We start from the raw sequence: 26,397 nt of genomic DNA on the forward strand, positions 1-26,397 counted from the left end.
AGTCGGGTGAGAAGGACATTCATAGATCGGACTTTGAGGTGAAGAGGGAGCTCCTCTCACCCTTCTCAAACAAACCAGATCAGGCCAAGCCAGATCCAGAGGGGGGCTGGGACTATGGCCCAGATGAAGATGGCGGGGAAGTACTCGTAGATTTTCATGGGGCTCTTCCGAATTCCGTCAGATCAATTCAAATGCTTCTGCCAGGGTCACAACGCAGGCGACTGATATGCCGAGTGTTACGAAGACACGAATGTGTTTGAAGAAGGCTAGCTCTGCCTTGGGTTTCACGCCGGAGCCATATCCTCTGCCATCCAGGTAGATGCTTGTGATCATCGTCAAAAACAGTAGGAACCAGAGAGCAACCAATCCTTCTGCGATCAAGACAATGGCGGGCAACATAACAGGTCTCCGTAGTTTAAAAGTTTCAGAGCAGGCGGTGGCACATCAGTGCAATCAGAGTTCTTTACGAGGAAGAAATTGACAGCTTAATTCAATGCCAAACACTGGTGAGACAGCCCCTGCCCTCTATCGTGACAACTTTCCGACTCATAATATCTATTTTATATATATCTTTATCATCGCACATAACAAAAGACATATATTATTTGCATCTTTTCTTAGAAAGAGCTGAGATAGCGATAAATAATGTGTTATTTCATACACTTAAAATATACACAGCACCACATCGCTTTCGGTGTTCAGCATTCTCTGATTTTATGATATACGCACGATATATCTTTGGAGCATCACTATGCGTTTAAATCAGGCAAGCGATTTTGCTTTGCGACTCGTTATGCAATGCGCCATGCAACCAGACATTCTTCAACGCATCGATCAGGTCGTTTTGCAGCAAGGTTTCTCACGGGGCCATGTGATGAAACTCGTCAATCAACTCTCCCGTGCCGGTATTCTTGAGACCATGCGTGGTCGTGGTGGAGGGTTTAAACTGGGCCGTCTCGCACAAGACATCAGCGTTGGAGATGTTGTCCGCGCGGTAGAGAATGATTTTGCCGTAGTCGAGTGCCTGCGACAGAGCGAATGTGGAGAAATCCAATGCTGCTTCCTCCCCTCTTGTCGCCTCAAACCGTTGATGCAAAGAGCATCCAGCGCCTTCCTGAGCGTGCTCGATGAAATGACAATTGAAAGTGCAGTTATCGATTTGCCCGTACCAGCGGCTTTGACTGCACAACAAAGCTAGCAGGAAGAATACTTCTGAAACTCTATTGATCTTCTCATATGTATTTTTGACCAATCCTATATTGAGTTCACAATTAAATCTAATTTAACAAATAAAAACTCTATTAATGACTATATTCGATTCAGTTAATCTATAGCTCATGAGAAGAGTATTGCGTATCACTTCATAGCTCCTCAGTCGAATACAGCATAATTGTGTAGCGCGAAGAAATCCTAACGGATTACTAATGTGATTACTCACACTGAAGCTGCGTTTTGCTCTGCGCAGCCTTCGGTAACGGCTGTGCTCGACTGAACAACTGTCTCAGAACTGCTGTAACTGGCAAATGTGTGAGGGTTGAAATGTGGTATAGTGAGCGTCTTCTGGGAACAACTGCACTTGCGAGTCTCACATTCGCCTGCTTGCTAGGTCTTTTCGTTGATCGAGCAGATGCTCAGGAAATCATAACAGGCACCATCAATGATCCACCGGTTACAGTCAATGGCTCGAATGGCTTGTATATTGGCTTCAACACTGATGGCACGCTGAATCTCTCTTCAGGTCGATCAGTTGCTATCGGGCGTTTTTTGAGAGTTGGTGTCGCCAATGCTGATGGAACTCTGAACATCTCCAATGGCGCGGCCATGTTCCAAACCGGAGGAAGCTCACTTATTGAAATCTCCAATGGTTTCGATCGCGGCACCGTAAACCTTTACAACAGCGGTGAAATATTCGCCCCCAACTTTGATCTCGTCCTCCGATCAGCAGGAATAATCAATATTGGTGGCGAGGAAGGCTCTAGTGCTCTTAGCGCGGGATACCTTGAAGTCGATGACCTCATCATGGTCAATGGCTCCAAGATTGTTGTTAACACAACGAGCGGCGGTGGCGACCATCTAGTGGCCGATTTGATTTCAAACACACCAGGTGCCGGCGAGGTTCTCTTTGAAAACGGAACGACGCGCTTGTTCCGCAACAATAGTCTCTTCACAGGTAAGATGTTCTTTGAAGAAGGTGCAACCGTTGTTGTTACCAGTACCAGTGCTGTCGGAAACGGGGATCTGGATTTCTTAGGCGGCAGCCTCGTTTCCAATGGAAATGTAACCGTAAACGGCGATATTGAAGTTACAAATGTGGGAGCTCTCAACGACGCCACCTTCATCACCTCAAACGGAAACTTCACACTTGCCGGAGACATTATCGGCAACGGCAAAGTCAGGTTTGAAGGCAATGGCGTAACCATTCTGTCGGGCAACAATTCCTGGACCGGCGGAACGGACATTGATGGCACAGAAGTTCAGTTTTCAAACGCGTCCAATCTGGGCAACAGCGCGATTGAACTGAACAGCGGCCACCTCACATTTACCGGCTCTACAGCAACAATCAACAACCTCATCGATCTGGATGGAACCTCCTCAATTGAGGTTGGCACGAACGACACCCTCACTGTCAGCAATGATATCAGCGGGTCTGGTCGCTTAAAGAAACTGGGCAACGGAACGCTCGTTCTTGATGGAGCGGGTAGCAACTTCAGTGGTGGGCTGGATCTGGCAGACGGCACCGTAGAGTTTGGAGCAGCTGCCAACATCGGCAGCGGAAACATCATCTATTACGGTGGTGATCTAAGCTATATTTCTGGCTCGGATGCAACCATATCAAACACGTTTGAGATGCATAATAATGGCAACCTTGACGTGCAATCAGGTCGTACTCTGACGATTACAGGTGACATCGTTGATGGCGGCGGTTCACCCGGCAAACTGACCATCGGCTCCGGCGGTACAGTAGACCTGCAAGGCACCAACACATTCTCAGCCGGTCTGGTCGTTCACGAAAACAGCACAGTTGGCTTCTCTGACTCTGACGATCTTGGCAGTGGCACTGTTGAGCTCGACAACGGCAACCTCACCTTTAACGGAACCACTGCAACAATTACCAACCTGATTGATCTGGACGGCACATCATCCATGACAGTCGGGTCCGGTGACACGCTCACCGTCAGCAATGATATCAGCGGGTCTGGGCGGCTGAAAAAGTTTGGTGATGGAACGCTGGTTCTTGGTGGAGTGGGCAGCAACTTCAGTGGTGGGCTGGATCTGGCAGATGGAACTGTGCAGTTTGGAGCAACTGCCAACATCGGCAGCGGAAACATCATCTATTACGGTGGTGATCTGAGCTACGTGTCCGGCTCGGATGCAACCGTCTCAAATACGTTTGAAATGCACAATGACGGTACCCTTGACGTGCAATCAGGCCGCACCCTCTCAATCACCGGCAACATCGTTGACGGCGGCGGCTCACCCGGCACGCTGACCATCGGTTCCGGTGGGACAGTCAATCTGCAAGGGACCAACACATTCTCGGCAGGCCTTGTCATTCAGGAAAACAGCACTGTCGGTTTCTCAGATTCCAATGATCTGGGCACTGGCACAGTTGGACTCGACAACGGTAACCTCAACTTCACCGGAACCTCCGCAACAATCGCAAATACGATTGAACTGTATGATGATAGTAGTCTTGACCTGCAATCCGGGCGTACTCTGACAATCACAGGCAACATCGTTGACGGTGATGGCACACCGGGCTCCTTCACCATCGGCTCCGGCGGCACAGCCAATCTGCGAGGAACCAACACGTTCTCAGGCGGTCTGATCGTTCAGGAAAACAGCACAGTTGGCTTTGCAGACTCCGATGATCTGGGCACAGGCGCGATTGAACTCGACAGCGGTAACCTCAATTTCACCGGAACAACCACGACGATTGCCAATCTGATTGATCTGGATGGAACATCATCCGTGACAGTGGGCTCTGGTGATACCCTCACTGCAAGCAATGACATCAGTGGTACTGGGGTGCTGAAAAAACTCGGGGCAGGAACGCTGGTGCTGGGTGGAGCGGGCAGCAGCTTCAGCGGCGGTTTGGATCTGGCAGCCGGTACTGTGGAGTTTGGAGCAGCAGCCAACATCGGCACAGGTGACGTTCTCTTTTACGGTGGTGATCTGAGTTATATTTCTGGTGCAGATGCGACCATCGCCAACGATTTCAAGATGCACGATGACGGTACGCTTGATGTGCAATCCGGACGCACCCTGACACTGACTGGTGACATCACAGATGGCGGCGGCACACCGGGGTCTCTCACCATTGGGTCTGGCGGTACGGTCAACCTGCAGGGCGACAACAGTTTTTCCGGTGGCCTCATTGTTCAGGAAAACAGTTCCGTCGAGTTTACCGACCCAGACCGCCTTGGGCTTGGCACAACCACCCTCAACAATGGTAACCTGCTCTATCAGGGTACTACAGACGTCAATCTCTCAAGGATTGCTATCGCCAGTGGCACAAGCAACACAATCGATATTGATGACAATACGGTCAATCTGGAAATCTCCTCCAACCTTTCCGGCTCTGGCAGCTTGTCCATCGATGGTGGCCAAACAACCACCCTAACCGGCACCAACAGCTCATGGACTGGTGATCTTGGCATAACCGATACCGAGTTGATCTTCAGTGACGGCACCAACATCGGCAACGGCAATGTCGGCATCACGCTGAACTCCTCAACTCTGACCTACACCGGCGGCAGCACGGTCACCATCAATGAACTGGCGTTTTCCGGCGCCGGGAACGTGGTTGGAACGACCGACATCGTTGGCCAGATCAACATCATGTCCGGGCTGACCGGTTCGGATCAGGTTACCTTCACCGGCCCGGGTGAAGTCAATCTGCTTGGCGACAACTCAGGTTACACAGCAGATATTGAAATCGACACCGGCACGCTTGGTCTGGAAGGCTTTTCTACCTCGGCCATTGGGTCTGGCAACGTGATCGTAAATGGTGGAACTCTTTTCTATCTGGGCACAGGCAGCGAAACTGTTGATACGACCAAGCTGCAAGTGAACAGCAATGATAATACCATCGACATGGCAAACGCAGGTGCAACCCTCACCTGGACCGGAGATGCCACTCCCGGTGGAGGTACCTTCCTAAAGAACGGTGCAGGTACGCTTATCCTATCAGACGGCACCAAATCTCTGGTCAGCTCCACCATTAACGGCGGCACCATGCGGATTGGTACGTCCTTAACGGATAGTTCTACTCTTTCAGGTGATCTGACCGTGAACGCCGATGGTCGGCTCGAGGGGTACGGCACAGCCAGCGGCAGTGTGACACTTAACGGGGGCATCATCGCACCCGGAGCGTCCTTCGGTACAATTACGCTCGGCAGTCTGGATGCGACGGGCACTGGTGGCACGCTGGAAATGGAAATCGGCTCTGATCCGGTTTCTGGAATGGCAAACGCGGATCAGATCCAGATCCTCGCAGGTGGTAGCGTGGACCTGAACGACGTTGCGCTTGATCTCGTCAACGTTATGGGTCCAACACCGGTCAAAATCGGCGATGAGTTCGTCATTATCGACAATCTCTCCGCACCGGGGTCAGAGCCACCGACAGGCACGTTCAGTTCAGTCAGCCACGATATGTTCATGTTAGATGTAAACGTGCTCTACGGTATTCCCGGAGACGGTAACGATGTCGCGATCCAGTTCATCCGAAGCTCCAACAATTTCAATGGCCTGGCAGATACACGCAACGAACATTCAGTCACTCTGGCGCTTGATACTATCAATGAAAGCGGCGATCTCTTCACACAGCTTGCTCCCATGAACAACGCTCAAATTAAAGCTCTTCTCGATCCCCTCGCCGGTGAAATCAACGCTTCAACCCGTGCAATCCTTCTCGCCGACAGCCGCTTCCTGAGACAAGCGGTGAATGACCGCCTTTACAAGGCCCACAGCGCTTTTGCTGCAGACGTGGATGACAACACCGTTTCCCGCACGGTCAGCAACTTTGCGATGTGGGGACAGGTCTACGGCAGCTGGGGTCAATTCTTCTCCGATGGCAATGCCCGCACCACAGGCAGAAGCGTTGGCGGCGTTCTGGTTGGTGTTGATGCGACTTACTTTGACATGGTGCAGCTGGGTGTGGTTGCAGGCTTCGGCAGAACATCCATCGACATCAGCTCCATCGACGCCTCATCTGACAGTGACAGCTACAGTGTCGGCGGCTACGCCAGCGCCAATCCAATTGACAACGTCAAGCTGCGCGGAGGTGTTGCCGGTACATGGTACAACATTGCAACTGATCGCGATGTAAGCCTCTTCCCGGAAGAAACGCTGTCATCTGACCAGTTCGCCGGTTCTGTGCAAGTGTTTGGTGAGCTTGGATATACGCTGGAAAGCACCTACGGTAATCTGGAGCCTTTCGCAGGAGTTGCCTATGCTTATCTCTCCGGTCCCGGCTTCAATGAAACCGGCGGTGCAGCAGCACTCAAAGCAGATGGACAATCCAACTCCCTCACCTTCCTGACACTGGGAACACGCGGCGAGTTTGACCTTTCCAACTACCTTTATGGGGACACAAGCTTTGTTGGCTTGGCAGCCTGGCAATACTCTTCCGCTGATACGCTCGACTACACCCAAAGCTTCATCGACAGCGGCAACCCCTTCACCGTCGCCAGCGTCCCAATCGCCCGCAACGTGGCCCTGATCGAAACCGGCCTTGAATCCCGACTGGCCGAGCACATCCAACTCAACATCAACTACTACGGCCTCCTCGCCGACCAAACCCTAGACCACGGTGCCAACGCAAGACTATTCGTGCAGTATTGAGGGAAGCAGTAGTGACATGGACCTGAGTAAGCAAAAAATTCAGGTCCATGTATGAACGTATTACCCAATCAACTCCTCACTCTCCCCGTCAAATAAACACACCCTTCCCATGTCTACAGAGAAGGTCATGCTCTCTCCCGGGTCACACGCAAATAAGGGGGAGACCCGGGCTTTGGCGGGGTGGTTGGCTAGGCGGATGAGGCAGAGAGTGTCGGCGCCAGTGGGTTCCAGGAGGTCGACGTCGCATTCGATTTCCGGGTTTGTGGAGCCTACGAAAGCGTTGTGGGTGATCATTTCGGGGCGCAGGCCGAGGATGATTTTTGTGTTCTCGCGTGTTTCGAGTTGTTTTGAGTTTGGCAGCGGGAGGAAGTAGTTTTTTGGCTCGCCCTTCAGAACGGCTGGCAGGATGACGCCGAACTGGTCTTCTTGCTTCACCAGATCCACTTCCACAAAGTTCATTGGTGGTGCGCCGACGAAGCCGGCGACGTACATGTTTGCCGGTTTGCTGTAGATCTCTTGCGGAGTGCCGATTTGCTGGATCACGCCGTCTTTCATGATGGCGATGCGGTCTGCCAGCGTCATGGCCTCGATCTGGTCATGGGTCACATAAACCATGGTGGCCTTGAGAGACTGGTGGAGCTTCTTGATCTCTGTGCGCATTTCGCCGCGCAGTTTGGCGTCCAGATTGGAGAGCGGCTCGTCGAACAGAAAGATCTTGGGGCGACGCACGAGGGCACGACCCATGGCAACGCGCTGGCGCTGTCCGCCGGAGAGTTGCGCTGGTTTGCGGGCAAGCAGGTGCTCAATTTGCAGCATGCTGGCGACTTCGCGGACGGTGGCTTTGCGCTCTTCCTTGCTGATCCTTCGCATTTCCAACCCAAACGCGATGTTGCGCTCCACCGTCATGTTTGGGTAGAGCGCGTAGCTCTGGAATACCATGGCGATATCGCGGTTCTTGGGATGGACATCGTTGACCACTTCCCCATCCAGCCGGATGGTGCCATCTGCGATGGGTTCCAGTCCCGCAATGATGTTGAGCAGCGTTGATTTTCCGCAGCCGGAGGCGCCGAGCAGGACGAGGAATTCGCCATCTTTTACATCAAGCGAAATGTCCTTCAAAACTTCGGTTGAGCCAAAGGATTTTGAGGCATGTTCGATGGATATGGTCGCCATAAATGAGCCTTTAGCCTTTGACTGCGCCGGCGGTGAGCCCGCGTACGAAGAACCTGCCTGCGATGATGTAGACAACGAGGGTTGGCGCGGCGGCTATGAGCGCGGCTGCCATGTCCACATTGTACTGTTTTACGCTGGTGGTGGAGTTGATGAGATTGTTGAGCGCTACTGTTACCGGCTGAGACCCGCCTGAGGTGAAGCTGGCGCCAAAGAGGAACTCGTTCCACACCTGCGTGAACTGCCAGATGACCGAGACCACGATGATGGGAACAGAGAGCGGCAGCATGATGTGCCAGAAGATGCGGAAGAACCCTGCCCCGTCCATTGTGGCTGCCCGCACCAGCTCTTGCGGAACAGAGACGTAGTAATTGCGGAAGAATAGTGTGGTGAAGCTGATGCCGTAGATGGTGTGCACGACGATCAAGCCAGTGATGGAGTTGGCGATGCCCAGATAGCCAAGGGTTTGGGCCATGGGCAGAATGACGATCTGGAACGGGATGAAACAGCCGAACAGCATCAGGGCGAAGATGATGTTGGCTCCGCGGAAGCGGAAGAGCGACAGCGCGTAGCCGCTTAAGGCGCCGATCAGGGTTGAGATCACCACCGATGGCACGGACATGATCACTGAGTTTAGGAAGTACGGGCGCAGGCCCTCGCAGCGTACGCCGATGCAGGCGCTGGACCATGCCTCGCGCCAGGCGGTGAAGTTGAGCTCGTGTGGCAAATCCAGCAGGGCTCCGGCGCGGATCTCGGCTAGATCCTTCAGCGATGTAGAGAGCACCACGTAGATTGGGCCCAGATAGAGCACGGCGGCGGAGAGCAGCAAGGTCCAGATGAAGATGCGGCCAAGCAGGTGGCGTTTGCCGTTGGCTCCGGGGAGTGTTTTGGGCTCAGCCATGTCGCTTTGCCCTTAACTCTGAATAAAGATAGGGCACGATGATTGCGGCAACGGTGGCCAGCATCATCATGGCGGAGGCGGCACCAAGGCCGATCTGGTTACGGCGGAAGGCCATCTCATACATGAAATTGGCAGGCAAAGTGGAAGAATAGCCCGGGCCGCCGTTTGTCAGCGCCACCACAAGGTCGAAGCTCTTGATGGATAGGTGCGCGAGAATGACGAAGGCGGAGAGGAACACAGGTCTCAGCGAGGGCAGGATGATGCCGAAGTAGATGCGTGTGGTGCTGGCCCCGTCCAGATGAGCGGCGCGGATGATATCCTCATCGACAGTGCGTAGGGCGGAGAGGAACAGGGCCATCACAAAGCCTGATGCCTGCCAGACCGCGGCGAGGACCACTACATAAATTGCCATGTCGCGGTTGACGATCCAGTCGAACTGGAAACTCTCCCACCCCAGTTTTTGCATGTAGCTTTCAATGCCGAGGGACGGGTTCAGGATCCATTTCCACGCTGTGCCCGTCACGATGAAGCTGATCGCCATGGGGTACAGATAGATCGTGCGCAGCGCCCCTTCTGCGCGGATACGCTGGTCCAGCAGAACGGCCAGCACGCAGCCAATGGTGATTGAGAACAGGATGTAAAGACTGCCGAAAATCAGCAGGTTATCGAAAGCCACATTCCAGCGATCCATAGCCAGCAAGCGCACATATTGCTGGATGCCCTGAACATCAAAAGTGGGCAGCATGCGAGAGTTGGTGAGCGAGATGATGCCCGTCCACGCGATGAAGCCGTACACAAAAAACACGAGGAGGAGGAACGGCGGAGCGACCACCAGTTGCGGCAAATATCGCTGCAATCTGTCTAAAACAGACATCTGCTGCTTGCGCTGCTGGGGGTTGGACATAAGGTTCTCTTTGCTCACTGGGTGCTGCGGTCTTATCAGGATCTACGCTTTACTCTGACTGCCCTAGGGAAATCAATCTGCTAGGATTACGGTCTCGGCAAGTTGATTGACAGCCTCTTGCGAAGACATATCCGTATTGAAATGCTCTGTGACCACATCCAGAAAAGCCCCACGCACGGCGCCGGACTGTACAAGCTCGTGAGCGATGGAGCCAACCACGGTGCCCCGGGCCTCATTGAGAAGAAGGTCTTCGCTGGATTTCATGGCGCATTCATCAAACCCATCAAGGCTCACGCCTAGTCGGGCGGGAATGGAGCCTTTCAGCAGGTTGAAGTCCTTCTGTACCTGCTCATCCAGCAGCGTAGAGGCCATCAGCTGCTGTCCGGCTTTCTGATCTGGGTGGGAGACTTTGAACATAGCGAAGCTGTCGGAGTTGATGATATAACCACCCTTGGAGGGGGACGAGACGCAGATGAAGTCTTCACCGTACTTAAGACCTGCCGTCAGAAATTCGGCCTTGGCCCAATCGCCCATAATCTGCATGGCCGCCTCACCGCGCATCACCATGGCGGTGGCAAGGTTCCATTCGCGGCCCGGAGCGCCGGGGTCCACATAGGTGCTGAGCTTGCGCATCTGGTCGAACACCTTGATCATGGTGTCGGAGTGCAAGGCCTCCTGATCCAGATCCAGATAGACCTTCTTGTAAAAATCCGCGCCGCCGATCCCCAGCAACACCACTTCAAACAGGGTAACGTCCTGCCAGGGCTGTCCACCATGGGCGAGCGGGATAATGCCAGCGGCCTTGATCTTATCCGCCACCTCGTTGAACTCTTCCCATGTTTGCGGAGGTGTGACGCCGACCTGATCCAGCACTTTCGGGTTGGCCCAGATCCAATCCACGCGGTGGATGTTCAAAGGCACGGCAACATATTTACCCTGATATTGAACTGTTTCTTTCAAAAGGTCTGGCAGCAGCTCATCCCAGTTCTGCTGCTGTGCAATAGCATCGAGCCCTTCAAGCGCGCCCACTTCGGCCCATTCCTGAATGTTCTGACCTTTGATCTGAGCAACAGATGGCGGCACTCTGGCCAGCGCACGGGCACGCAAGACGGCTGCCATGGCGTCTCCGCCTCCACCAGCAACAGGTGCGTCATCCCACACACCGCCACGGGCCTCAAACGCCTGTTTGAGCGAAAGGGCTGCGCGTGCTTCTCCGCCTGATGTCCAGAAATGCAGAACTTCAGCGGTTGGTGCGGCTTGCGCCGTTATGCTACCGAATAAAACAGCAAGTGCGACCAAGCTGAGACGCGGGCTGCCCATTACATTCTCCCGATGGGTATTCTCAAGGACGCTTCTAGCAAACTCTTTCTTCAATTTATCGCGTATAAACACACAATCCAATGAACTTGCACGTGCAAGACAACCTGACGCATACACATTCCTCTCGCAGCGGCCAAATGTTTTGTTATACAGCACTGGGCCAGAGTGAGCTGGTTGGGACTGAAATGGGTACACCGAGGTATGATGCTCTCGAACAAAACACTGCTGATTGTTGACGATGATGAGGAAATCGCCAGCCTGACGGCAGACTTCCTGAAAGATCGTGGGTACACCGTGTTCACTGCAAACTCTGCAGAGGAAGCCATTGAGCTTCTGGACACCAACCACATTGATCTGATGGTTCTGGACATCATGTTGCCGGGAGAAAACGGGCTGACCCTGTGCCAGCGCGTGCGCCAGACCTCCAGGATGCCAATCATCATCATCTCCGCGATTACAGGTGATACGGAGCGTATTGTCGGGCTGGAGCTTGGCGCTGATGATTATCTGGAAAAGCCGTTCAATCCTCGTGAGTTACAAGCTCGTATCTTCGCTATTTTCCGCCGTACAGAAGACGTTGAAACAGCGGCAGCGCCCAAAGCACAGCGCTTTGAGTTCGCCGGTTGGAAGCTGGATGAGGCAACCCGCCACCTGACCGCACCAGATGGTGTGCTGGTGCATTTGAGCTCTTCCGAGTTCGACGCTTTACTGACCTTTGTGAAGGCACCGCAAAAGCCGATCTCTCGCGATACACTGGGCCGCGTGCTGCGCGGTGCCAAGGTGGATTCCCACGATCGCAGCATTGATATTCTGATCAGCCGCCTGCGCAAGAAGCTGGCACAGACGGACCCGAGTACGGATTTCATCACCACTGTGCGCCATCAGGGCTATCTGTTTTCTCAAAGCGTAACGCGGGTGTAGGTCCATGGCACTGAAAAGAGCGTGGCCATGTCAGGATTGATCCTGAGCCTTCTGCCCAGATCCCTTGAACGCCGTATGGTTGTGGTTCTCATCACCGCCGTGCTCTCGGTTTTCGTGGTTTTGGGGCTCACGCTCAACGCCTACAACACGCGCGAGTTAGCACTGGCGAACTCCTTTGAAGCCGGTGCAGAACTGAGCCAATACATGCGCGGCACTGCACCCGCTCCTTTTGCGGGCAAATATCTGCAGGTTGTTGAAGCTGGCAAACCAGTGCTTTCAGGTGATGTCTCCTCTCTTCCTTTGACCTTCAATAACGATGGTCTCAAGCTCGCAGCCAAACTGGTGTTTACCGGTGCTTTGCCTCGAGCAGATTTGATCTCGGACGACCAACCCAATCCAGCCTATCAACTTGATAAGATGGGCGCCTTTGCTCAGGCAGTCACACGGCAGGACAAGGCTGTTCAGCTCTATCTGACGCTTCCAAACCAGCAAGGCAACCGCCTGATCACATTCCCAAAGCTCTGGCAGGACCGGATGACGGAGCCAGTGCTCTTCATCATCGCGGCCCTTTGCATCACACTGGTGTTTGTGCTGGCCCGCAGCCTCATTCACTACACCGCCGCCCCGTTCCGGTCCCTGGCAAAATATGAGCGTGCCGAGCTGAAACCGTGGGACACCGAGGAAGCCGTTGCCCTTCAGGATACGCTGGTGCGAGAGCAGGAAGCCCGAGCACAGTTGCTGGAAGAGCAAAAACGCATGCTGGCCTCCATCAGCCATGACTTGCGCACTCCTGCAACCCGTTTGCGTCTGCGGCTGGAACAGATCGAGTCCACATCTCTGCGCAATCGCATGCTGCATGATGTGGAAGAGATGACCCGTCTCATCGCAGCCTCGCTTGATTTTCTACGGTTCAATGCCTTGCTGGAAGAGCCTCAGCACCTCTCCCTCGCCGCGCTACTGCAATCGCTTTGTGATGACTATATGGACACGGGCAACGATGTTGTCTTCGTCCCCCAGCGCCATAAGCTGACGGACCAAAGCCGCAATATTTTTGGTGGCGGCGGCGAAGTTGAGTTGGAGGTTGAGGGCCGCGCAGTCATGAACGGCCAACCCACTGCTTTGCGCCGTGCCTTCAGCAATCTCATTGATAATGCACTCAAATATGGCGGTGCAGCCATTGTTGAGATGCAAAATCTTGAGAATGATCAGCTGCTTGTTTCCATCAGTGATCCCGGCCCCGGCATTCCCGACCATCTGCACGAGAAGGTGTTTGAGCCCTTCTTCCGCAATGACAGCGTAGAACGCACCCGTTCCTCTAGTGTTGGCCTTGGCCTTTCTATCGTCAAGCAGATCATCAACGCCCATGGCGGCGAAATCAGCCTTGGCGAAACGCCAGAAGGCAAGTTCTGTATTTTTGTGAAACTGCCGCGCGAATTGTAGGTGCACTCGCCTTCTGCGTAGTTTCCCTCATAGAACCCGCCATTTTGGGGAAAGACCCGCAAAAACAACCTGTAATGTAACAAGTTGATACATCAGGTTTGCGAGCAAGGCACTTTCATGATTTCCCTAGGACATCATTTAGAAATCCGTCGTTAAAAGCGGAAGGTACCATCACTGCATTTGCGCAGTGTGACCCGGACTTTAATGGAGTACAGGATGAAAGCGCTATTTATTGGCCAGTCCTACATCGACGTGACCTTTTTGTCAGAGACCATGCCGGAAGGTGACGAGAAGGCAATTGCGCAGGATTATGCTGTCAGCTTTGGCGGCAACGCCGTCACCGCAGCTTTCGTCTGCGCAAAGCTGGGCGTCTCACCCGACCTGCTGTGCTCCATGGCAGATGACTGGCTGTCTCGCATGTTCCGCGATATGGCCGCGAAATACTCCATTCCGATCCACAGCTGCAAAGTGAAGGAAAGTTCTCTCTCCTTCATCATGCCAAAAGACGGCAAACGCGCCATCGTGCGCTGCCGCGACAATGACTTCCTGCATCCGGTTCCTGAACTCAACCTGGCAGGTTGTCAGGCGCTGCACGTAGACGGTCACATTCCTCATGCCGCTTTGCACTACGCCAAACTTTGCCGCAAACACGGTATCCTGACATCTCTGGATGGTGGTGCCGTTCGTGAGAACACCGAGGAACTGCTCGACTACATTGATGTGGCGATCGTTTCTGAGTTGTTTTGTGAGCAGCTTGGCAAATCACCGGAAGACACACTGGAATATTTGCGTGCTAAAGGCGTGAAGGTCGGTGGTGTCACTCAGGGTGAAAAAGGCCTGCTGTGGTACGAAGACAAGTGCCCGATCAAGCGCCAAGCCGCTTTGAAGGTGCCAAAAGAACGGGTCATCGACACCAACGGTGCAGGTGATACTTTCCACGGTGCCTATGTCTATGCATATCTGGCAGACCCAAAAGGTTCTTGGGAAGATCACTTCAAAACAGCGCGCGCGGCTTCTGCCCACGCCATTCAATTCCTCGGCAACGAGGCCTCCCTGCCGACCGTTCTTGACCTCGACAACGTGCAGAAGAATTTTCCAGCGAGTGATGCGTAATATGAATTCTGTTCAGCCTGTTAAAACGGCTCTTGTGGGCTTTGGTGTTTCTGGCCAAAGCTTCCACGCACCTCTGCTGACCTTTGTTGAAGGCATTGACCTTGCCGCGGTGGTTTCCAGCAAGCCGGACCTTGTCAAAAGCAAGTTGCCCGACTGCACGCCATACACTTCCTTTGAAGATGTGTTGGCACAGACGGACATCGAGCTGGTCGTTCTCAGCCTGCCCAACACGCTGCATTACGATCACGCTAAAAAGGCTCTGCAAGCTGGCAAGCATGTGGTGGTTGAAAAGCCCTTCACCATCACCAGTGCGGAAGCGGAAGAGCTGATCGACATTGCAGAGCAGAAAGACCTGAAACTTTCCGTCTATCACAACCGACGGTTCGACTGTGATTTCCTGACGGTTCAGGACCTGATGGAAACAGGTCGTCTCGGCAAAGTGCACTCGTACCTGTGCAACTACAATCGCTATCGCCCGGACATCAAAGGCCGCTGGCGGGAACAGGATATCCCCGGTGCGGGCATCCTGTATGATCTGGGTGCCCACGGCATCGATCAGGCGCTGAGTTTGTTTGGTACGCCAAAATCCGTTCAGGCAAAACTTCGCGTTCAGCGTAAAGAAGCGGCAGCGGTGGATCACTTCCACCTCGTACTCGGCTATGACGACTGTGATGTCATCCTGCACGGCAACTGCCTCAGCACAGAGCAAGGTCCACGCTTTCAGGTGAGCGGAGATAAAGCCACCTACATCACCTATGGCATGGACCCGCAAGAGGACATGCTGAAGGCTGGCGACGGACCTGCAAGCCCAACCTGGGGTATTGAAGCTGAAGACGACTGGGGCACGCTTTATGACGAGACGGGTGAAGGTACGCCGGTACCAAGCCAGAAAGGTGGATACGAACGGTTCTACGCTGGTATGCGGGACGCCATTCGCAATGACACCGCAGTCCCAGTCTCCCCACGTGACGCGATGCAGACCATCCGGATTATTGAGGCTGCTTATCTGAGCGAAAAAGAAACCAGAACTGTCTTGCTCTGAAGATCAAAATTAGACCTGCGGCGGCTCTTTGCTGGCGCAGGTTCCTCTATCCGCAGCTCAGCACATAAGCGCGCACCAAAACACGCTTTGAACGCAAAATTCACAAAACGACGCAAATAAAAACGCAAGGCTGAAATCCGGTCCCCCGCTCTCTTCAGGCATGGGTGCTTTTGGGATTTCGGGGGGCGAGAGCGTGTGCAGATCGTCATTACAGGTGAAACAGCCCGGATTGGCGGTTCTGTAATGTATCAAGCTGTTGTTACAGCATTGTTGCAAATGTATGGGAGGGTGCCGCCGACTGCATGTAATTGCATGATGTATATTAGTATATAATTCGAGTTAACCTTATCTATACATCAAGTCGATTAGCACTGATTTCCATCAGTAAGTCATTCTCTATGTAATGAGAAACATTTCCCTTTGTAACAATTCGTAACACCCCGTAACACTAGTCTTTTTACGTATTGTTGTGCGGCCTTACGCAAATGATCCTCGCGTAAAAATCGCCTCTTGTCTCTTCAAGACTTAGCCGAAGCTTAAGAAGGCGCGCATTCACCTAATATAATCGGGAGATAAAACGGTGAAGGATCCAAAAAACAAATTTTCCATCAATTTGCCTTTGAAGGGCATTGTTCAGGCTGTCACCGACCTGCCCGATCCGGTGTTTGCCGAAAAGATGATGGGTGATGGTGTTTCCATCGACCCGACAGACAATGTTCTTTACGCCCCATTCGCTGGCAAGATAACTCAAATTCATAATTCACATCATGCAGTTACGCTACAACAAGGCGACGTTGAACTGTTGATGCATATCGGCCTCGACACCGTCGCCCTGAAAGGCCGCGGCTTCGAATTGCACGTCGCTGAGGGAGATCAGGTCGAGCAAGGTCAACCCCTTATCACCTTCGACGTCGACCTCATCGCCCGCGAATGTGTTTCCGTTCAATCCGCAATCGTCATCACCAGCGGTCAGGAAATCACGACCCTCGCTCCTCTCGGCACCGTTCAGACAGACCTCAATCAGGTCGTCTTCACTGTCCCAAGCAGCAATGATCCTCAAGGTACCACCGCTCCGGCGCAGGAAACCGCCACTGAGCCAACCGGCCCAGCCATCACCGGCTCCATCAAGATCCCCAACGCCACCGGCCTCCACGCCCGTCCAGCCGCCCGTTTGGCTGTTGAAGTGCGCAAAGCGGATGCGAAAGTCACCTTTACCGTCAACGGCAAAACCTGCAGCGGCTCTTCCGTAACCGGCATTATGTCTTTGAAAACAAAGCTGGGTGACGAGCTGGAGATTGAAGCTGTTGGTCCAGACGCACAGCAAGTTGTGGCAGATGTTATCGCTGCTGTGAAAGCTGGTCTTGGCGAAGAAATCACCAGCTTCTCCGAGGCTCCGCAGGAAGACGTGATCGAGGAAGCGCCTCTGCTTCAGGTCAAATCCGGCGAAGATGGTGTTCTTATCGGCTTCACCGCCTCTCCGGGCCGCGCTATCGGTAAATTGGTCAAGCACAACAAGGCTCTACCAGAGGTCACTCGCGAAAGCATCGGCCCTGCTGAAGAGCGTGCCGCGTTCAAAGCCTCCGTCAAATCCTCCATCGCAGACCTGCAAAGCATCATCGACCGCCTGAACAACAACAGTCAGGAAGAACTGGCCGAGGTCTTCAACGCCCACATCGAGCTGCTCTCCGATCCGGAACTCTCCGAAAAGCCACTGGCAGATATCGCCAAGGGCCAAGGCGCAGCCTGGAGCTGGAAGCTGGCTTACGAAGCACAGGCTGAAACCCTCGCCAAAATGGACGACCCGCTGCTCGCTGGCCGCGCCGTTGACGTCCGCGACATCGGCCTGCGCGTACTGAAAAAGCTGCTTGGCGTTGATGACGGCGGTGAGATTTTAGAGGAAGGCACCATCCTTCTTCAGGAAGACGTCACACCTTCCGAGATCGTTGCTCTGGACCTCACCAGGATCGTCGGTCTGTGTACCACCCATGGCGGATCTTCTTCTCACGCGGCCATCATCGCTCGCTCTAACGACTTGCCTTACCTCGTCAATGTTGAAGACGCCATGAAGGATCTGGAAGACGGCACTGTCCTTCTTCTGGATGCAAAGCGCGGCAAAATCAAAGTTTCTCCGACTGACGCCGAGCAAGCTGCCTTCACCAAGAAGATCGAAAACGCAGCCAAACAAGCCGAAGAATACCAGCGCGATGCTCATAAACCAGCCATCACCAAAGACGGTTTTCGGGTGGAAATTGCAGCCAACATCGGCAGCGTAGAAGATGCTGAAAAGGCTGTTGCAGCTGGTGCTGAAGCTGTTGGTCTGCTGCGGTCCGAGTTCCTCTACATGGAGCGCCTCAGTGAGCCAACCGAAGAAGAGCAAGCCGAAAAAGTTGGCGCAATTCTTGAGGTTATGGGCAAGGAACGCCCTGTCATCATCCGCACACTGGATGTCGGCGGCGACAAGCCTTTGCCTTACATGCCTATGCCGCATGAAGAAAACCCATTCCTCGGCGTTCGCGGTGTGCGCATCGGCATCGAGCGTCCAAGCATCCTGCGCCGTCAGGTCCGCGCCATTCTCTCTCAGGCGCACAAAGGCCATGCACGCATCATGTACCCAATGATCAGTGCATTAGACGAGCTGCGTGCTGTCAACGCGCTGGTGCGTGAAGAGCAGAAGAACCTTGGTGTTGAGCACGTTGAAGTCGGCATCATGATCGAGGTGCCGTCCGCTGCTCTTATGGCCGACAAGCTTGCACCCGAAGTGGATTTCTTCTCCATCGGCACCAATGACCTCACCCAGTACGTCATGGCGATCGATCGCGGCCATCCGGGCCTCGCATCCCGTGCGGATGCGCTGCACCCAGCCGTTCTGCGCATGATCGAACTCACCGTTCGCGCTGTAGAAGATGCAGGCAAATGGGTTGGCGTTTGCGGTGGTCTTGCCAGTCAGATTGAAGCCGTGCCGATCCTTATTGGCCTCGGCATCAAAGAACTCTCCGTCAGCGTACCTGCTCTGCCGGAAGTGAAACATACAGTTCGCACTGTATCCATGGAGGAGTCCCGCAAGCTCGCGCAAGCAGCTTTGGACTGCGCGGATACCAGTGACGTGAAAGATCTCCTCAAATCACAGCAGTGATGCAGGAGTAAATGTGGGAGTTGGTGTTCCAGTCGGGAATACCTAACAAAATCAGGGGGCATGGCGTGCTCGCACACCATGCAACTCTGGGGGAAAAACAATGAGTACATTCTCAAACGCATTTGGAGCCTTACAGAAGGTTGGTAAGTCCCTGATGCTGCCAGTATCGGTTCTTCCAGCTGCTGGTATCCTTCTCGGCGTCGGCGCAGCTGACCTGCCGTTCATTCCGGAATTCATCAACCACCTGATGGCTCAGGCTGGTGGCTCTATCTTCGGTAACCTGCCAATCATCTTCGCAGTCGCCGTTGCACTCGGCTTCGCCAAAAACGATGGTGTTGCCGGCCTTGCAGCTGTGGTTGGTTACGGTGTTCTTCTTGCAACAATGGGCGTTGTTGCTGAGACACTTGCGATCGAAACCAAGCCGATCCTCGGGATCACCTCCATTGATACCGGCGTGTTCGGCGGCATCCTTGTGGGCGCGCTGGCTGCGTTCATGTTCAACAAGTTCTACCGCATCAAGTTACCAGATTATCTCGGTTTCTTCGCGGGTAAACGATTTGTGCCGATCATCACCGCATTTGCCTGTATTTTCCTCGGTGTTATCCTGTCGTTCGTGTGGCCTCCAATCGGTGGTGCCATCAACGCGTTTTCCCGTTGGGCAGCAGAAGAAAACCCAGAAGTTGCGTTCTTCATCTACGGTGTGATTGAGCGCGCGCTGATCCCATTCGGCCTGCACCACATCTGGAACGTTCCATTCTTCTTTGAAGCTGGCTCCTACATTGATCCGGCAACAGGTCAGGCCGTGACTGGCGAAATCCAGCGTTACCTTGCTGGCGATCCAACTGCTGGTAACATGGCTGGTGGCTACCTCTTCAAAATGTGGGGTCTGCCTGCTGCTGCACTGGCAATCTGGCACTGCGCGAAGCCTGAAAACCGCACCATGGTTGGCGGTATCATGATCTCCGCTGCGCTGACCTCCTTCCTGACCGGTATCACCGAGCCAATCGAATTTGCGTTCCTGTTCGTTGCGCCAGTTCTTTATATCGCACACGCCATTCTGGCAGGTGTTGGCTACTCCCTGATGATCATGCTCGGCATCAAGCACGGCATGACCTTCTCACACGGTTTCATCGATTACGTTCTGCTTTACCCACTGTCTTCCAACGGCTGGATGTTGGTCGTGTTCGGTCTGGGTTACGCAGCTCTGTACTACGCTGTATTCCGTGTTCTCATTGTAGCCTTGAACCTGAAAACTCCAGGCCGCGAAGCTGCAACTGAAGCCTCTGCAGCTGTTGCCAGCGGCGATGAAGATGCAATGTCCGCAGCGCTTGTGAAAGCCTTCGGCGGCGCAGACAACATCACCAATCTGGATGCATGTATCACCCGTCTGCGTGTCAGCACTGCTGATGTTTCCAAGGTTGATGATGCTGCGTTGAAAGCACTCGGTGCTCGCGGTGTGATCCGCGTTGGTAATGGTGCTCAGGCCATCTTCGGAACGGCTTCTGAGAACCTCAAGACCGATATGGAGATCTACCTGCAAGGCGGCGGTGCCTCTGCACAACCTGCTGCCGAGCAAAGTCTCGATGCTGCAGCAATCTTTGGTCAGCTTGGCGGCAAGGATAACGTGGTAGCTGTTGAAGCTGTTGCAAATACCCGCGTACGCGTGGAACTGCGCGATATCGCCGGCGTGTCCATGCCAGAGCTGTCACAGGCTGGTATTCAGGTCATGAAAGCGGGAGACAAAGCGCTCCACCTCATCGTTGGCGACAAGTACACCAAACTCGCCAAGGATCTCTCTGCTCAGATTTAACTGACAGAGACATAAGGTGCCTTTGAAGGTTTACCCTCCTCCCGAACCTTCAGGGGCACCCACCACCAAAAGCAGCACTCCCCGCCCGGCGAGTGCTGCTTTTTTACATTGCCGATCTTTTCTAATCTTCTTTGATAATCAGGCGGTAGGAGAGATGATTAGACATAACTCTTTCAGTAATTCATCAATCGGAATAGATGAGACGAAACAACCTTTTATTTGAGAAAGCACGCAATAAAGTCGCAGGAAGGAACTCGAACCTCAAGAGCCACAATCCGCCCCCAGAACAGCTGTCAGTAGTATGAAATGCAAGATATCCCTCATCGTCAGGACACACTTGATGAGTTGATTTGAAGCGCTTCACTAGGGCGGACATTATCCCTAGGATTGCCAGCCCCTACCAAAATTCTCCGAACACTACATCCAAGATCGCATGGTCTGAGTGTCTTCAAGGAAAGCCAGCGGTAGCCACAGCGAGAACCGTTTTAGTTCGATGGATTGAATCCGGACAACCCTGACCTCACATGGCAAAACTAACGCATTAATTAACACAGATGCACCTGGATAATATTGCGAGTATGTCCATTGCACGCCGGAATACATTCATTTCATCAGTCGATCGCCTCCCTGCTTCTCATTCTGGAGGAAGGAAACAGGGAGGTTGGGTGGGAACTGGTTGTGGCTGATAGTTAGGCGTTAGCTGGGAGTTGGTCTTTTACGAGTTCGGTCCAGAAGCGGGCGCCGGTCATGAGGATGTTGTCGTTGAAGTCGTAGAAGGGTTTGTGGAGGGCTGTGCCGCCTTTTTCGCCTACTTTTCCGTTGCCGACGAGAATGTAGCAACTTGGGACTTTGCGTTGCATATACGAAAAATCCTCTGAGATGGTGAAGGGAGGAGCTTCGCCGTCTACGTTTTCTTCTCCGGCGATTGCTTTGGCAACGCGAACGGCAACAGCTGTTTCCTTTGGCGTGTTGATCGTGGAGAGGAATGTGTTGGTGAACTTATATTTGTATTCAACGCCGGCTGAAACACACTGACCAGCAGCCACTCTTTCGATGGCAGCTTCAATCTTTGCCAGTGCTTCATCAGTAAAGCAGCGGGTGTCGCCTGTGATAGTTGCGGACGATGGAATAACGTTGGTTGTGCCGTTGGTGGTGAACTCCGTCACCGAGATCACGGCAGGTTCATGAATTGAACTCAAATTACGGCTGGTGACCGTTTGCAGGGCCAATATGACCTGCGCGCCAACCACGATTGGGTCAGTGCCCATGTGAGGCATTGCAGCGTGACCGCCTGTCGCGAGGATCTCGATTTCAAAGCCACTTTCCGATGCCATGATCGAGCCCGGATTGGTTACAAAATGGCCTTCCGGAACGCCCGGCAAGTTATGCATGGCGTAGATGGCATCCATCTTGAAGCGGTCAAACAGGCCATCTTCGATCATTGCTTTTGCGCCGACGCCGTGCTCTTCACCCGGCTGAAAGATGAAATAGACCGTTCCATCGAAATTCTTATGCCTGGCAAGCTCATGAGCTGCGCCCAATAGCATGGTGGTGTGTCCGTCATGACCACACGCATGCATCATCCCATCGGTTTGGGATTTATAGGCGAAGTCATTTTCCTCAGTGATTTTGAGGGCGTCCATGTCTGCACGCAGGCCAATCGTGCGGTCGCTATCACCACATTTGAGCACGCCAACCAGACCGGTGCGACCGATATTGCGGTGAACTTCAATGCCGAATTCTTCCAGTTTCTGGGCGATGAACTCGGATGTTTTCACTTCTTCAAAGCCAAATTCCGGCATCTGATGCAAGTGCTGGCGCCACGCAATGACCTGTTCTTCGATTTTGCTCATTGAAGTTCCCTTACCTCCTTTAAGAAACTTACGAAGAGGCAGCCCTGGAACAGCTGCCTCTTCGCTTTATTTGTTTTTATTCTGCAGCTTCTTTGATAGCTGGTGCTTTCTCACTGGCTTGCTTTTCATCTGCAAATTCTTCACGGAACATCTTGAATGTACTGATCATTGCTATGAAGAGCACAAACATCAATGGCAGAGCGAAAATCAAGCTGATGGACTGCAACAAATCGATACCAGATTTTGTTGCCAGCATCAGTGTCAAAGCCATAGCGCCCTGTGCAATGGTCCACATAACCTTCTGCTTATTGCTTGGGTTCAGGGAGCCATCCTCACTCATGGAGCTGAGTGTGAAGGTTGAGCTGTTCATGGATGTGATGAAGCAGGTGAACAGAGCGATCACAACACCAATGGAGATGACGGTACCGAGTGGGAAGTCTTCCAGCACGATGAAGGTTGCAGCTTTAGAAGACGCTGCTGCAGCTTCAAGCGCTTCTGGAGAGGCTTCAAGGCCGATTGTGCCGAAGAAGGCAACCCAGAGGAAGATACCGAGGCATGGCAGGATCATGGATCCAAGGATGAACTCACGGACTGTCCGGCCTTTGGAGACACGTGCAATGAACGGACCAACAAACGGCGCCCAGGCAATTGCCCATGCGTAGTAGTAGATTGGCCAGCCACCGATCCACGAGGTTTCTTTATCAGCGGCAAAGGTTGGCAACATCAACGCATCAGTGAAGAAGTCGTTCATGTAGTTACCCATTGTATCAAAGTAAACATTGATCATCTGGGTGGTTGGGCCAAGCGCGCCGACGAGTACAATCAAACCTACAAGAAGGTAGGCGTTGTAATCGGAAAGGATTTTGATGCCTTTTTCAAGACCAGTGGTGGTGCACAAAATGGTGATGACTGTGATGGCACCCACAAGAATAATCTTAGTCAGAGGGCCGTCTGGTGTACCAATCAGATAAGAGGAGCTGATGGACAGGGAAAGGCCAGTTTGACCAAGAGAGGTAGAAATACCTGCGATAGCGCCAAACACACAGACCAGATTGATCAGTTTGCCCCAGCCACCATTTGCTTTATCACGGCCCCATGGGAGCAAAATGTTACTGATCAGGCCGCTTTCGCCTTTACGGTACATCAGATAACCGAGGATCAGACCAACCACAGAGAATGCTGCCCAGGCCTGAATGCCCTGGTGAATGAAGCTCTGCTTCATCGCAAACTCAGCTGCTGCAGGTGTTTGTGCAGCAATACCGGTTGTCTCTAACGGGTTCATGTAGTGATAAACTGGTTCTGCAACACCCCAGTAGAGCATTACTGTACCCATACCAGCGGAGAACAGCATCGCAATCCAAGAGAACGTGCTGAATTCCGGTCTGGAATCGTCCGCTCCGAAGCGGATATTGCCGTATTTACTGAAGGCGAAGAAGAACATCACCATGACATAGGCAAAGGAGCCTGCCATATAGATCCAACCGAATTTATCGGTCAGATAGTTCATGGTGCTTACACCCACATTAAACAGTTGATCCGGGAACAGGATCCCTGACAGAACCACGACAACAATGAATGTCATCGTGCTGGCAAAGAGCATCTTACCTTGTTTTAGTTGTTGTACAGCTTGGTTACTCATAACTCTCCCCTGAGTTAACCGCTACAGCGCTAAGGATAAGCAATGCCGAAGCAAATTATCCTGACTGCATAGGAGGGAAGCCGTCTCCCTGCCCCGAGGGGACGGCTCATGCTTGTTATTTAATGATGATCATTTCCGGTGCAGCACGCTCAGTGAGCCACTCTGCACCGTCTTCTGTGATGACGATGTTTTCCTCATGAACCATCTGCTTTCCTGGCGCGTAGTTCATGCCCGGTTCCAAAGTCAGAACCATACCCGGCACAAGCAAAGTGTTGTCGGTTGCTGTGTGAGATGGGCGCTCTGTCAGCTCCATGCCAAGACCGTGGCCAATGCGGCCTACGTCATTGCCAAGAGCACCGGCAGCTTCCAGGACACTCCACATTGCATTGTAGATATCTGTGGTCGTGTTGCTCGGCTTGGCGGCTTCGAAGCCTCTGGTTGTTGCTTCCCATGTTGCGCGATAAGCAGCAAGCGTCTCTTCACTTGCAGAGCCAAACGCCCAGTTGCGGTCAAAATCTGAGAAGTAACCATCTCTGACTGCACCTGTGTCGATGATGAGAACATCACCGTCATTCAGCACGCGGTCCGTTGGGCCCATGATGATGCTGTCATAGCCATCAGGACCGGACCCTGCGATAATGTAAGGGCACTCATCCGCACCTGCCGTGAGCATGTCAATTCTGAACTGCTTGCAGATTTCACGCTCGGTCATTCCAGTTTTTGCGTAGTTTGGAATGAGGTCGAAGGCTTGATTGGTGATACGGCAGATTTGGCGGGTTTTGTTGATTTCTGCCGCAGACTTGATCTGGCGAAGATTGTGAATTGCAAGCGCAACGTCAACAAATTCTGACTCAACCTTATTGCGCAGTTCCAGGAAGTTGTTTGTTGGCATGCGTAGATAGGATTCAATGCCGAGCGTTGCACCCACACGACCGTACTTTTTAGGCAGATCATTCATGGCCTTGGCAACCAGAGAAATGCCATCATCTTCAGGGCAAGGTGATGCCCAGGTACGGATATCATCTATCCATGTTGCCGCCATTCCAGTGGCGCCAATCTCTGGAATAACCGCGATTGGCTTGCCTTCAAGAGGCACAATCAGAAACCATGGACGTGTTGGACTGTGCCAAAACTGAGTGAAGAAACCAGAGAAGTAGCGGACATTGGGTTCTGTCGTGAAAAGGACAGCGTCCACTTTTTGCTCATGCATCACCTTTTGCAGGCGTGCTGTCCGGCTTTCAAATTCTGAAACTTCAAAGCCCCTCAAAGAAAACTCTGACATGATGTGCTCCCGTTTTATGACAGAGTGGCCGGACCCGAAATTGCAAATTTGTGAACGCAAATGGGTTCAACCAGTCTTTGAGTTACATATTTAATACAATATCATTTCAGTCAACAATATTAGACTGCAATAGGCGTTCATACATATATATTTCTAGATTTCCGTCTTCTTTAGTGGATAAAATATCAGTATCACTACGCATTTCGGCTCAAAATTAGCATTTACAGTTAAATGAAGTGAACTTTTCATTGCAAACACCGGGAAACGTGGTTACCAACACAAGGAACCTATTACGTACTCAGGCGAGCTTTGAGAAAACAGCTATGATCAACCTCAATGACTTCACAAATGTCGAATGTCTCTTTGAAGATGATGATGATCGTCTTGCAAACTACTTTCGCATTGCAGAAACAGTCGCGGATTTGATCGGGCCACACTGTGAGGTTGTGGTGCATTCTCTCAAAAACCTGGAAACATCTGTCGCCAAGATCGTCAACGGACACATGACGGGTCGGACGATCGGGTCTCCCATAACAGACCTCGGTTTGAAGATGCTGCGGGTTTATCAGGAGACAGGCAACCTGACACCGAAAGCCTACTTCACGCATAATGCTGAGGGACAGCTGCTAAAATCAGCAACGACGATTATCCTTGGCGCTTCAGGCAAACCGATTGGTTTGTTCTGCCTGAACATCAATCTATCCCTGCCCTTCTCAGAGATCATCAGCACGTTCACTCCAGATGCTGCTGAGGTTGCAGAGAAAACAACACCAGAGCGCTTCAGCACCAACTCAACTGAGGTCATTTTGGGTGCCTTGGAACAGGCGATCAGAGATGTGGAGGCAGACCCATCGGTGACACAAAAAGCCAGCAACAAGGCTGTCACCAAACTGCTTCTTGAACGCGACATTTTCGAGTTCAAAGAAGCAACCGTGCTTGTGGCGGAAAAACTCGGGATCACGCGACATGCCATCTACAAGTACATCCGAGAATCAAAAACTCAGATCACTAGCAAAGAGTAAG

General features: G+C 52.7%; 17 protein-coding genes. 9 read left to right on the forward strand and 8 right to left on the reverse strand.

Translation table 11 applies throughout. The annotated features are described in order from the left end of the window. Positions 1-177: 177 nt before the first annotated feature. Positions 178-399: a hypothetical protein gene (locus PsAD5_RS11610; protein ID WP_063287743.1), complete on the reverse strand. Its 222-nt coding sequence runs from the start codon at positions 397-399 to the stop codon at positions 178-180. A gap of 352 nt (positions 400-751) precedes the next feature. Here PsAD5_RS11610 and PsAD5_RS11615 point away from each other — a divergent pair, with 352 nt between their 5' ends. Together PsAD5_RS11615 and PsAD5_RS11620 are read left to right on the forward strand one after the other, a co-directional pair. Then, on the forward strand, positions 752-1,198 hold the full coding sequence (locus PsAD5_RS11615) for an RrF2 family transcriptional regulator (protein ID WP_082830590.1): 447 nt from the start codon (positions 752-754) through the stop codon (positions 1,196-1,198). A 341-nt stretch (positions 1,199-1,539) separates the two neighbouring features. Next, positions 1,540-6,846, forward strand: coding sequence for an autotransporter domain-containing protein (locus tag PsAD5_RS11620; RefSeq protein ID WP_063292224.1), 5,307 nt, complete (start codon positions 1,540-1,542; stop codon positions 6,844-6,846). Positions 6,847-6,906: 60 nt separating this feature from the next. Here PsAD5_RS11620 and PsAD5_RS11625 read toward each other — a convergent pair whose 3' ends face one another. The 4 genes from PsAD5_RS11625 to PsAD5_RS11640 form a co-directional block, all read right to left on the reverse strand. Continuing rightward, positions 6,907-8,019, reverse strand: coding sequence for an ABC transporter ATP-binding protein (locus tag PsAD5_RS11625; RefSeq protein ID WP_063292225.1), 1,113 nt, complete (start codon positions 8,017-8,019; stop codon positions 6,907-6,909). Between the two features lie 10 nt (positions 8,020-8,029). Then, positions 8,030-8,917 (reverse strand): carbohydrate ABC transporter permease, encoded by an 888-nt coding sequence (locus PsAD5_RS11630; RefSeq protein ID WP_063292226.1) that lies wholly within the window; start codon positions 8,915-8,917, stop codon positions 8,030-8,032. Next, on the reverse strand, positions 8,910-9,821 hold the full coding sequence (locus tag PsAD5_RS11635) for a carbohydrate ABC transporter permease (protein WP_063292227.1): 912 nt from the start codon (positions 9,819-9,821) through the stop codon (positions 8,910-8,912). Before PsAD5_RS11635 ends, PsAD5_RS11630 begins: the two co-directional genes overlap by 8 nt. Positions 9,822-9,893: 72 nt before the next feature. Next, on the reverse strand, positions 9,894-11,141 hold the full coding sequence (locus PsAD5_RS11640) for an ABC transporter substrate-binding protein (RefSeq protein WP_063292228.1): 1,248 nt from the start codon (positions 11,139-11,141) through the stop codon (positions 9,894-9,896). A gap of 201 nt (positions 11,142-11,342) precedes the next feature. Between PsAD5_RS11640 and PsAD5_RS11645 the strand changes: the two genes are divergently transcribed. From PsAD5_RS11645 to ptsG, 6 genes are all read left to right on the forward strand, one after another. Beyond that, positions 11,343-12,062, forward strand: coding sequence for a response regulator (locus PsAD5_RS11645; protein WP_057464588.1), 720 nt, complete (start codon positions 11,343-11,345; stop codon positions 12,060-12,062). A gap of 27 nt (positions 12,063-12,089) precedes the next feature. Continuing rightward, complete coding sequence (locus tag PsAD5_RS11650) at positions 12,090-13,502, forward strand: sensor histidine kinase (RefSeq protein WP_063292229.1); 1,413 nt, start codon at positions 12,090-12,092, stop codon at positions 13,500-13,502. 216 nt (positions 13,503-13,718) lie between these two features. Further along, positions 13,719-14,615, forward strand: coding sequence for a sugar kinase (locus PsAD5_RS11655; RefSeq protein WP_063292230.1), 897 nt, complete (start codon positions 13,719-13,721; stop codon positions 14,613-14,615). A gap of 1 nt (position 14,616) precedes the next feature. Further along, positions 14,617-15,657: an oxidoreductase gene (locus PsAD5_RS11660; RefSeq protein ID WP_063292231.1), complete on the forward strand. Its 1,041-nt coding sequence runs from the start codon at positions 14,617-14,619 to the stop codon at positions 15,655-15,657. A gap of 580 nt (positions 15,658-16,237) precedes the next feature. After that, positions 16,238-18,790: a phosphoenolpyruvate--protein phosphotransferase gene (gene ptsP, locus PsAD5_RS11665; RefSeq protein WP_063292232.1), complete on the forward strand. Its 2,553-nt coding sequence runs from the start codon at positions 16,238-16,240 to the stop codon at positions 18,788-18,790. A gap of 100 nt (positions 18,791-18,890) precedes the next feature. Further along, entirely contained in the window at positions 18,891-20,600 is a 1,710-nt protein-coding gene (gene ptsG / locus PsAD5_RS11670) for a PTS glucose transporter subunit IIBC (protein WP_057464597.1), read from the forward strand. Positions 20,601-21,289: 689 nt separating this feature from the next. Here ptsG and PsAD5_RS11675 read toward each other — a convergent pair. From PsAD5_RS11675 to PsAD5_RS11685, 3 genes are all read right to left on the reverse strand, one after another. Then, complete coding sequence (locus PsAD5_RS11675) at positions 21,290-22,453, reverse strand: M20 aminoacylase family protein (protein ID WP_063292233.1); 1,164 nt, start codon at positions 22,451-22,453, stop codon at positions 21,290-21,292. A gap of 76 nt (positions 22,454-22,529) precedes the next feature. Next, entirely contained in the window at positions 22,530-24,092 is a 1,563-nt protein-coding gene (locus PsAD5_RS11680; RefSeq protein ID WP_208988580.1) for a BCCT family transporter, read from the reverse strand. Between the two features lie 115 nt (positions 24,093-24,207). After that, on the reverse strand, positions 24,208-25,374 hold the full coding sequence (locus PsAD5_RS11685; RefSeq protein WP_063292234.1) for a M24 family metallopeptidase: 1,167 nt from the start codon (positions 25,372-25,374) through the stop codon (positions 24,208-24,210). Positions 25,375-25,697: 323 nt separating this feature from the next. On the opposite strand from PsAD5_RS11685, the gene PsAD5_RS11690 reads away from it, so the two are divergent. Further along, complete coding sequence (locus PsAD5_RS11690; protein ID WP_014283993.1) at positions 25,698-26,396, forward strand: helix-turn-helix transcriptional regulator; 699 nt, start codon at positions 25,698-25,700, stop codon at positions 26,394-26,396. The last annotated feature ends 1 nt before the right edge of the window (position 26,397 follow it).

Source organism: Pseudovibrio sp. Ad5 (assembly GCF_001623095.1).
GTDB lineage: Bacteria > Pseudomonadota > Alphaproteobacteria > Rhizobiales > Stappiaceae > Pseudovibrio.

Bases quoted from the DNA above. Each gene is read 5' to 3' on its own strand.
- PsAD5_RS11610 (WP_063287743.1), bottom strand. From the start codon at position 399: ATGTTGCCCGCCATTGTCTTGATCGCAGAAGGATTGGTTGCTCTCTGG.
- PsAD5_RS11615 (WP_082830590.1), top strand. From the start codon at position 752: ATGCGTTTAAATCAGGCAAGCGATTTTGCTTTGCGACTCGTTATGCAA.
- PsAD5_RS11620 (WP_063292224.1), top strand. From the start codon at position 1,540: ATGTGGTATAGTGAGCGTCTTCTGGGAACAACTGCACTTGCGAGTCTC.
- PsAD5_RS11625 (WP_063292225.1), bottom strand. From the start codon at position 8,019: ATGGCGACCATATCCATCGAACATGCCTCAAAATCCTTTGGCTCAACC.
- PsAD5_RS11630 (WP_063292226.1), bottom strand. From the start codon at position 8,917: ATGGCTGAGCCCAAAACACTCCCCGGAGCCAACGGCAAACGCCACCTG.
- PsAD5_RS11635 (WP_063292227.1), bottom strand. From the start codon at position 9,821: ATGTCCAACCCCCAGCAGCGCAAGCAGCAGATGTCTGTTTTAGACAGA.
- PsAD5_RS11640 (WP_063292228.1), bottom strand. From the start codon at position 11,141: ATGGGCAGCCCGCGTCTCAGCTTGGTCGCACTTGCTGTTTTATTCGGT.
- PsAD5_RS11645 (WP_057464588.1), top strand. From the start codon at position 11,343: ATGATGCTCTCGAACAAAACACTGCTGATTGTTGACGATGATGAGGAA.
- PsAD5_RS11650 (WP_063292229.1), top strand. From the start codon at position 12,090: ATGTCAGGATTGATCCTGAGCCTTCTGCCCAGATCCCTTGAACGCCGT.
- PsAD5_RS11655 (WP_063292230.1), top strand. From the start codon at position 13,719: ATGAAAGCGCTATTTATTGGCCAGTCCTACATCGACGTGACCTTTTTG.
- PsAD5_RS11660 (WP_063292231.1), top strand. From the start codon at position 14,617: ATGAATTCTGTTCAGCCTGTTAAAACGGCTCTTGTGGGCTTTGGTGTT.
- ptsG (WP_057464597.1), top strand. From the start codon at position 18,891: ATGAGTACATTCTCAAACGCATTTGGAGCCTTACAGAAGGTTGGTAAG.
- PsAD5_RS11675 (WP_063292233.1), bottom strand. From the start codon at position 22,453: ATGAGCAAAATCGAAGAACAGGTCATTGCGTGGCGCCAGCACTTGCAT.
- PsAD5_RS11680 (WP_208988580.1), bottom strand. From the start codon at position 24,092: ATGAGTAACCAAGCTGTACAACAACTAAAACAAGGTAAGATGCTCTTT.
- PsAD5_RS11685 (WP_063292234.1), bottom strand. From the start codon at position 25,374: ATGTCAGAGTTTTCTTTGAGGGGCTTTGAAGTTTCAGAATTTGAAAGC.
- PsAD5_RS11690 (WP_014283993.1), top strand. From the start codon at position 25,698: ATGATCAACCTCAATGACTTCACAAATGTCGAATGTCTCTTTGAAGAT.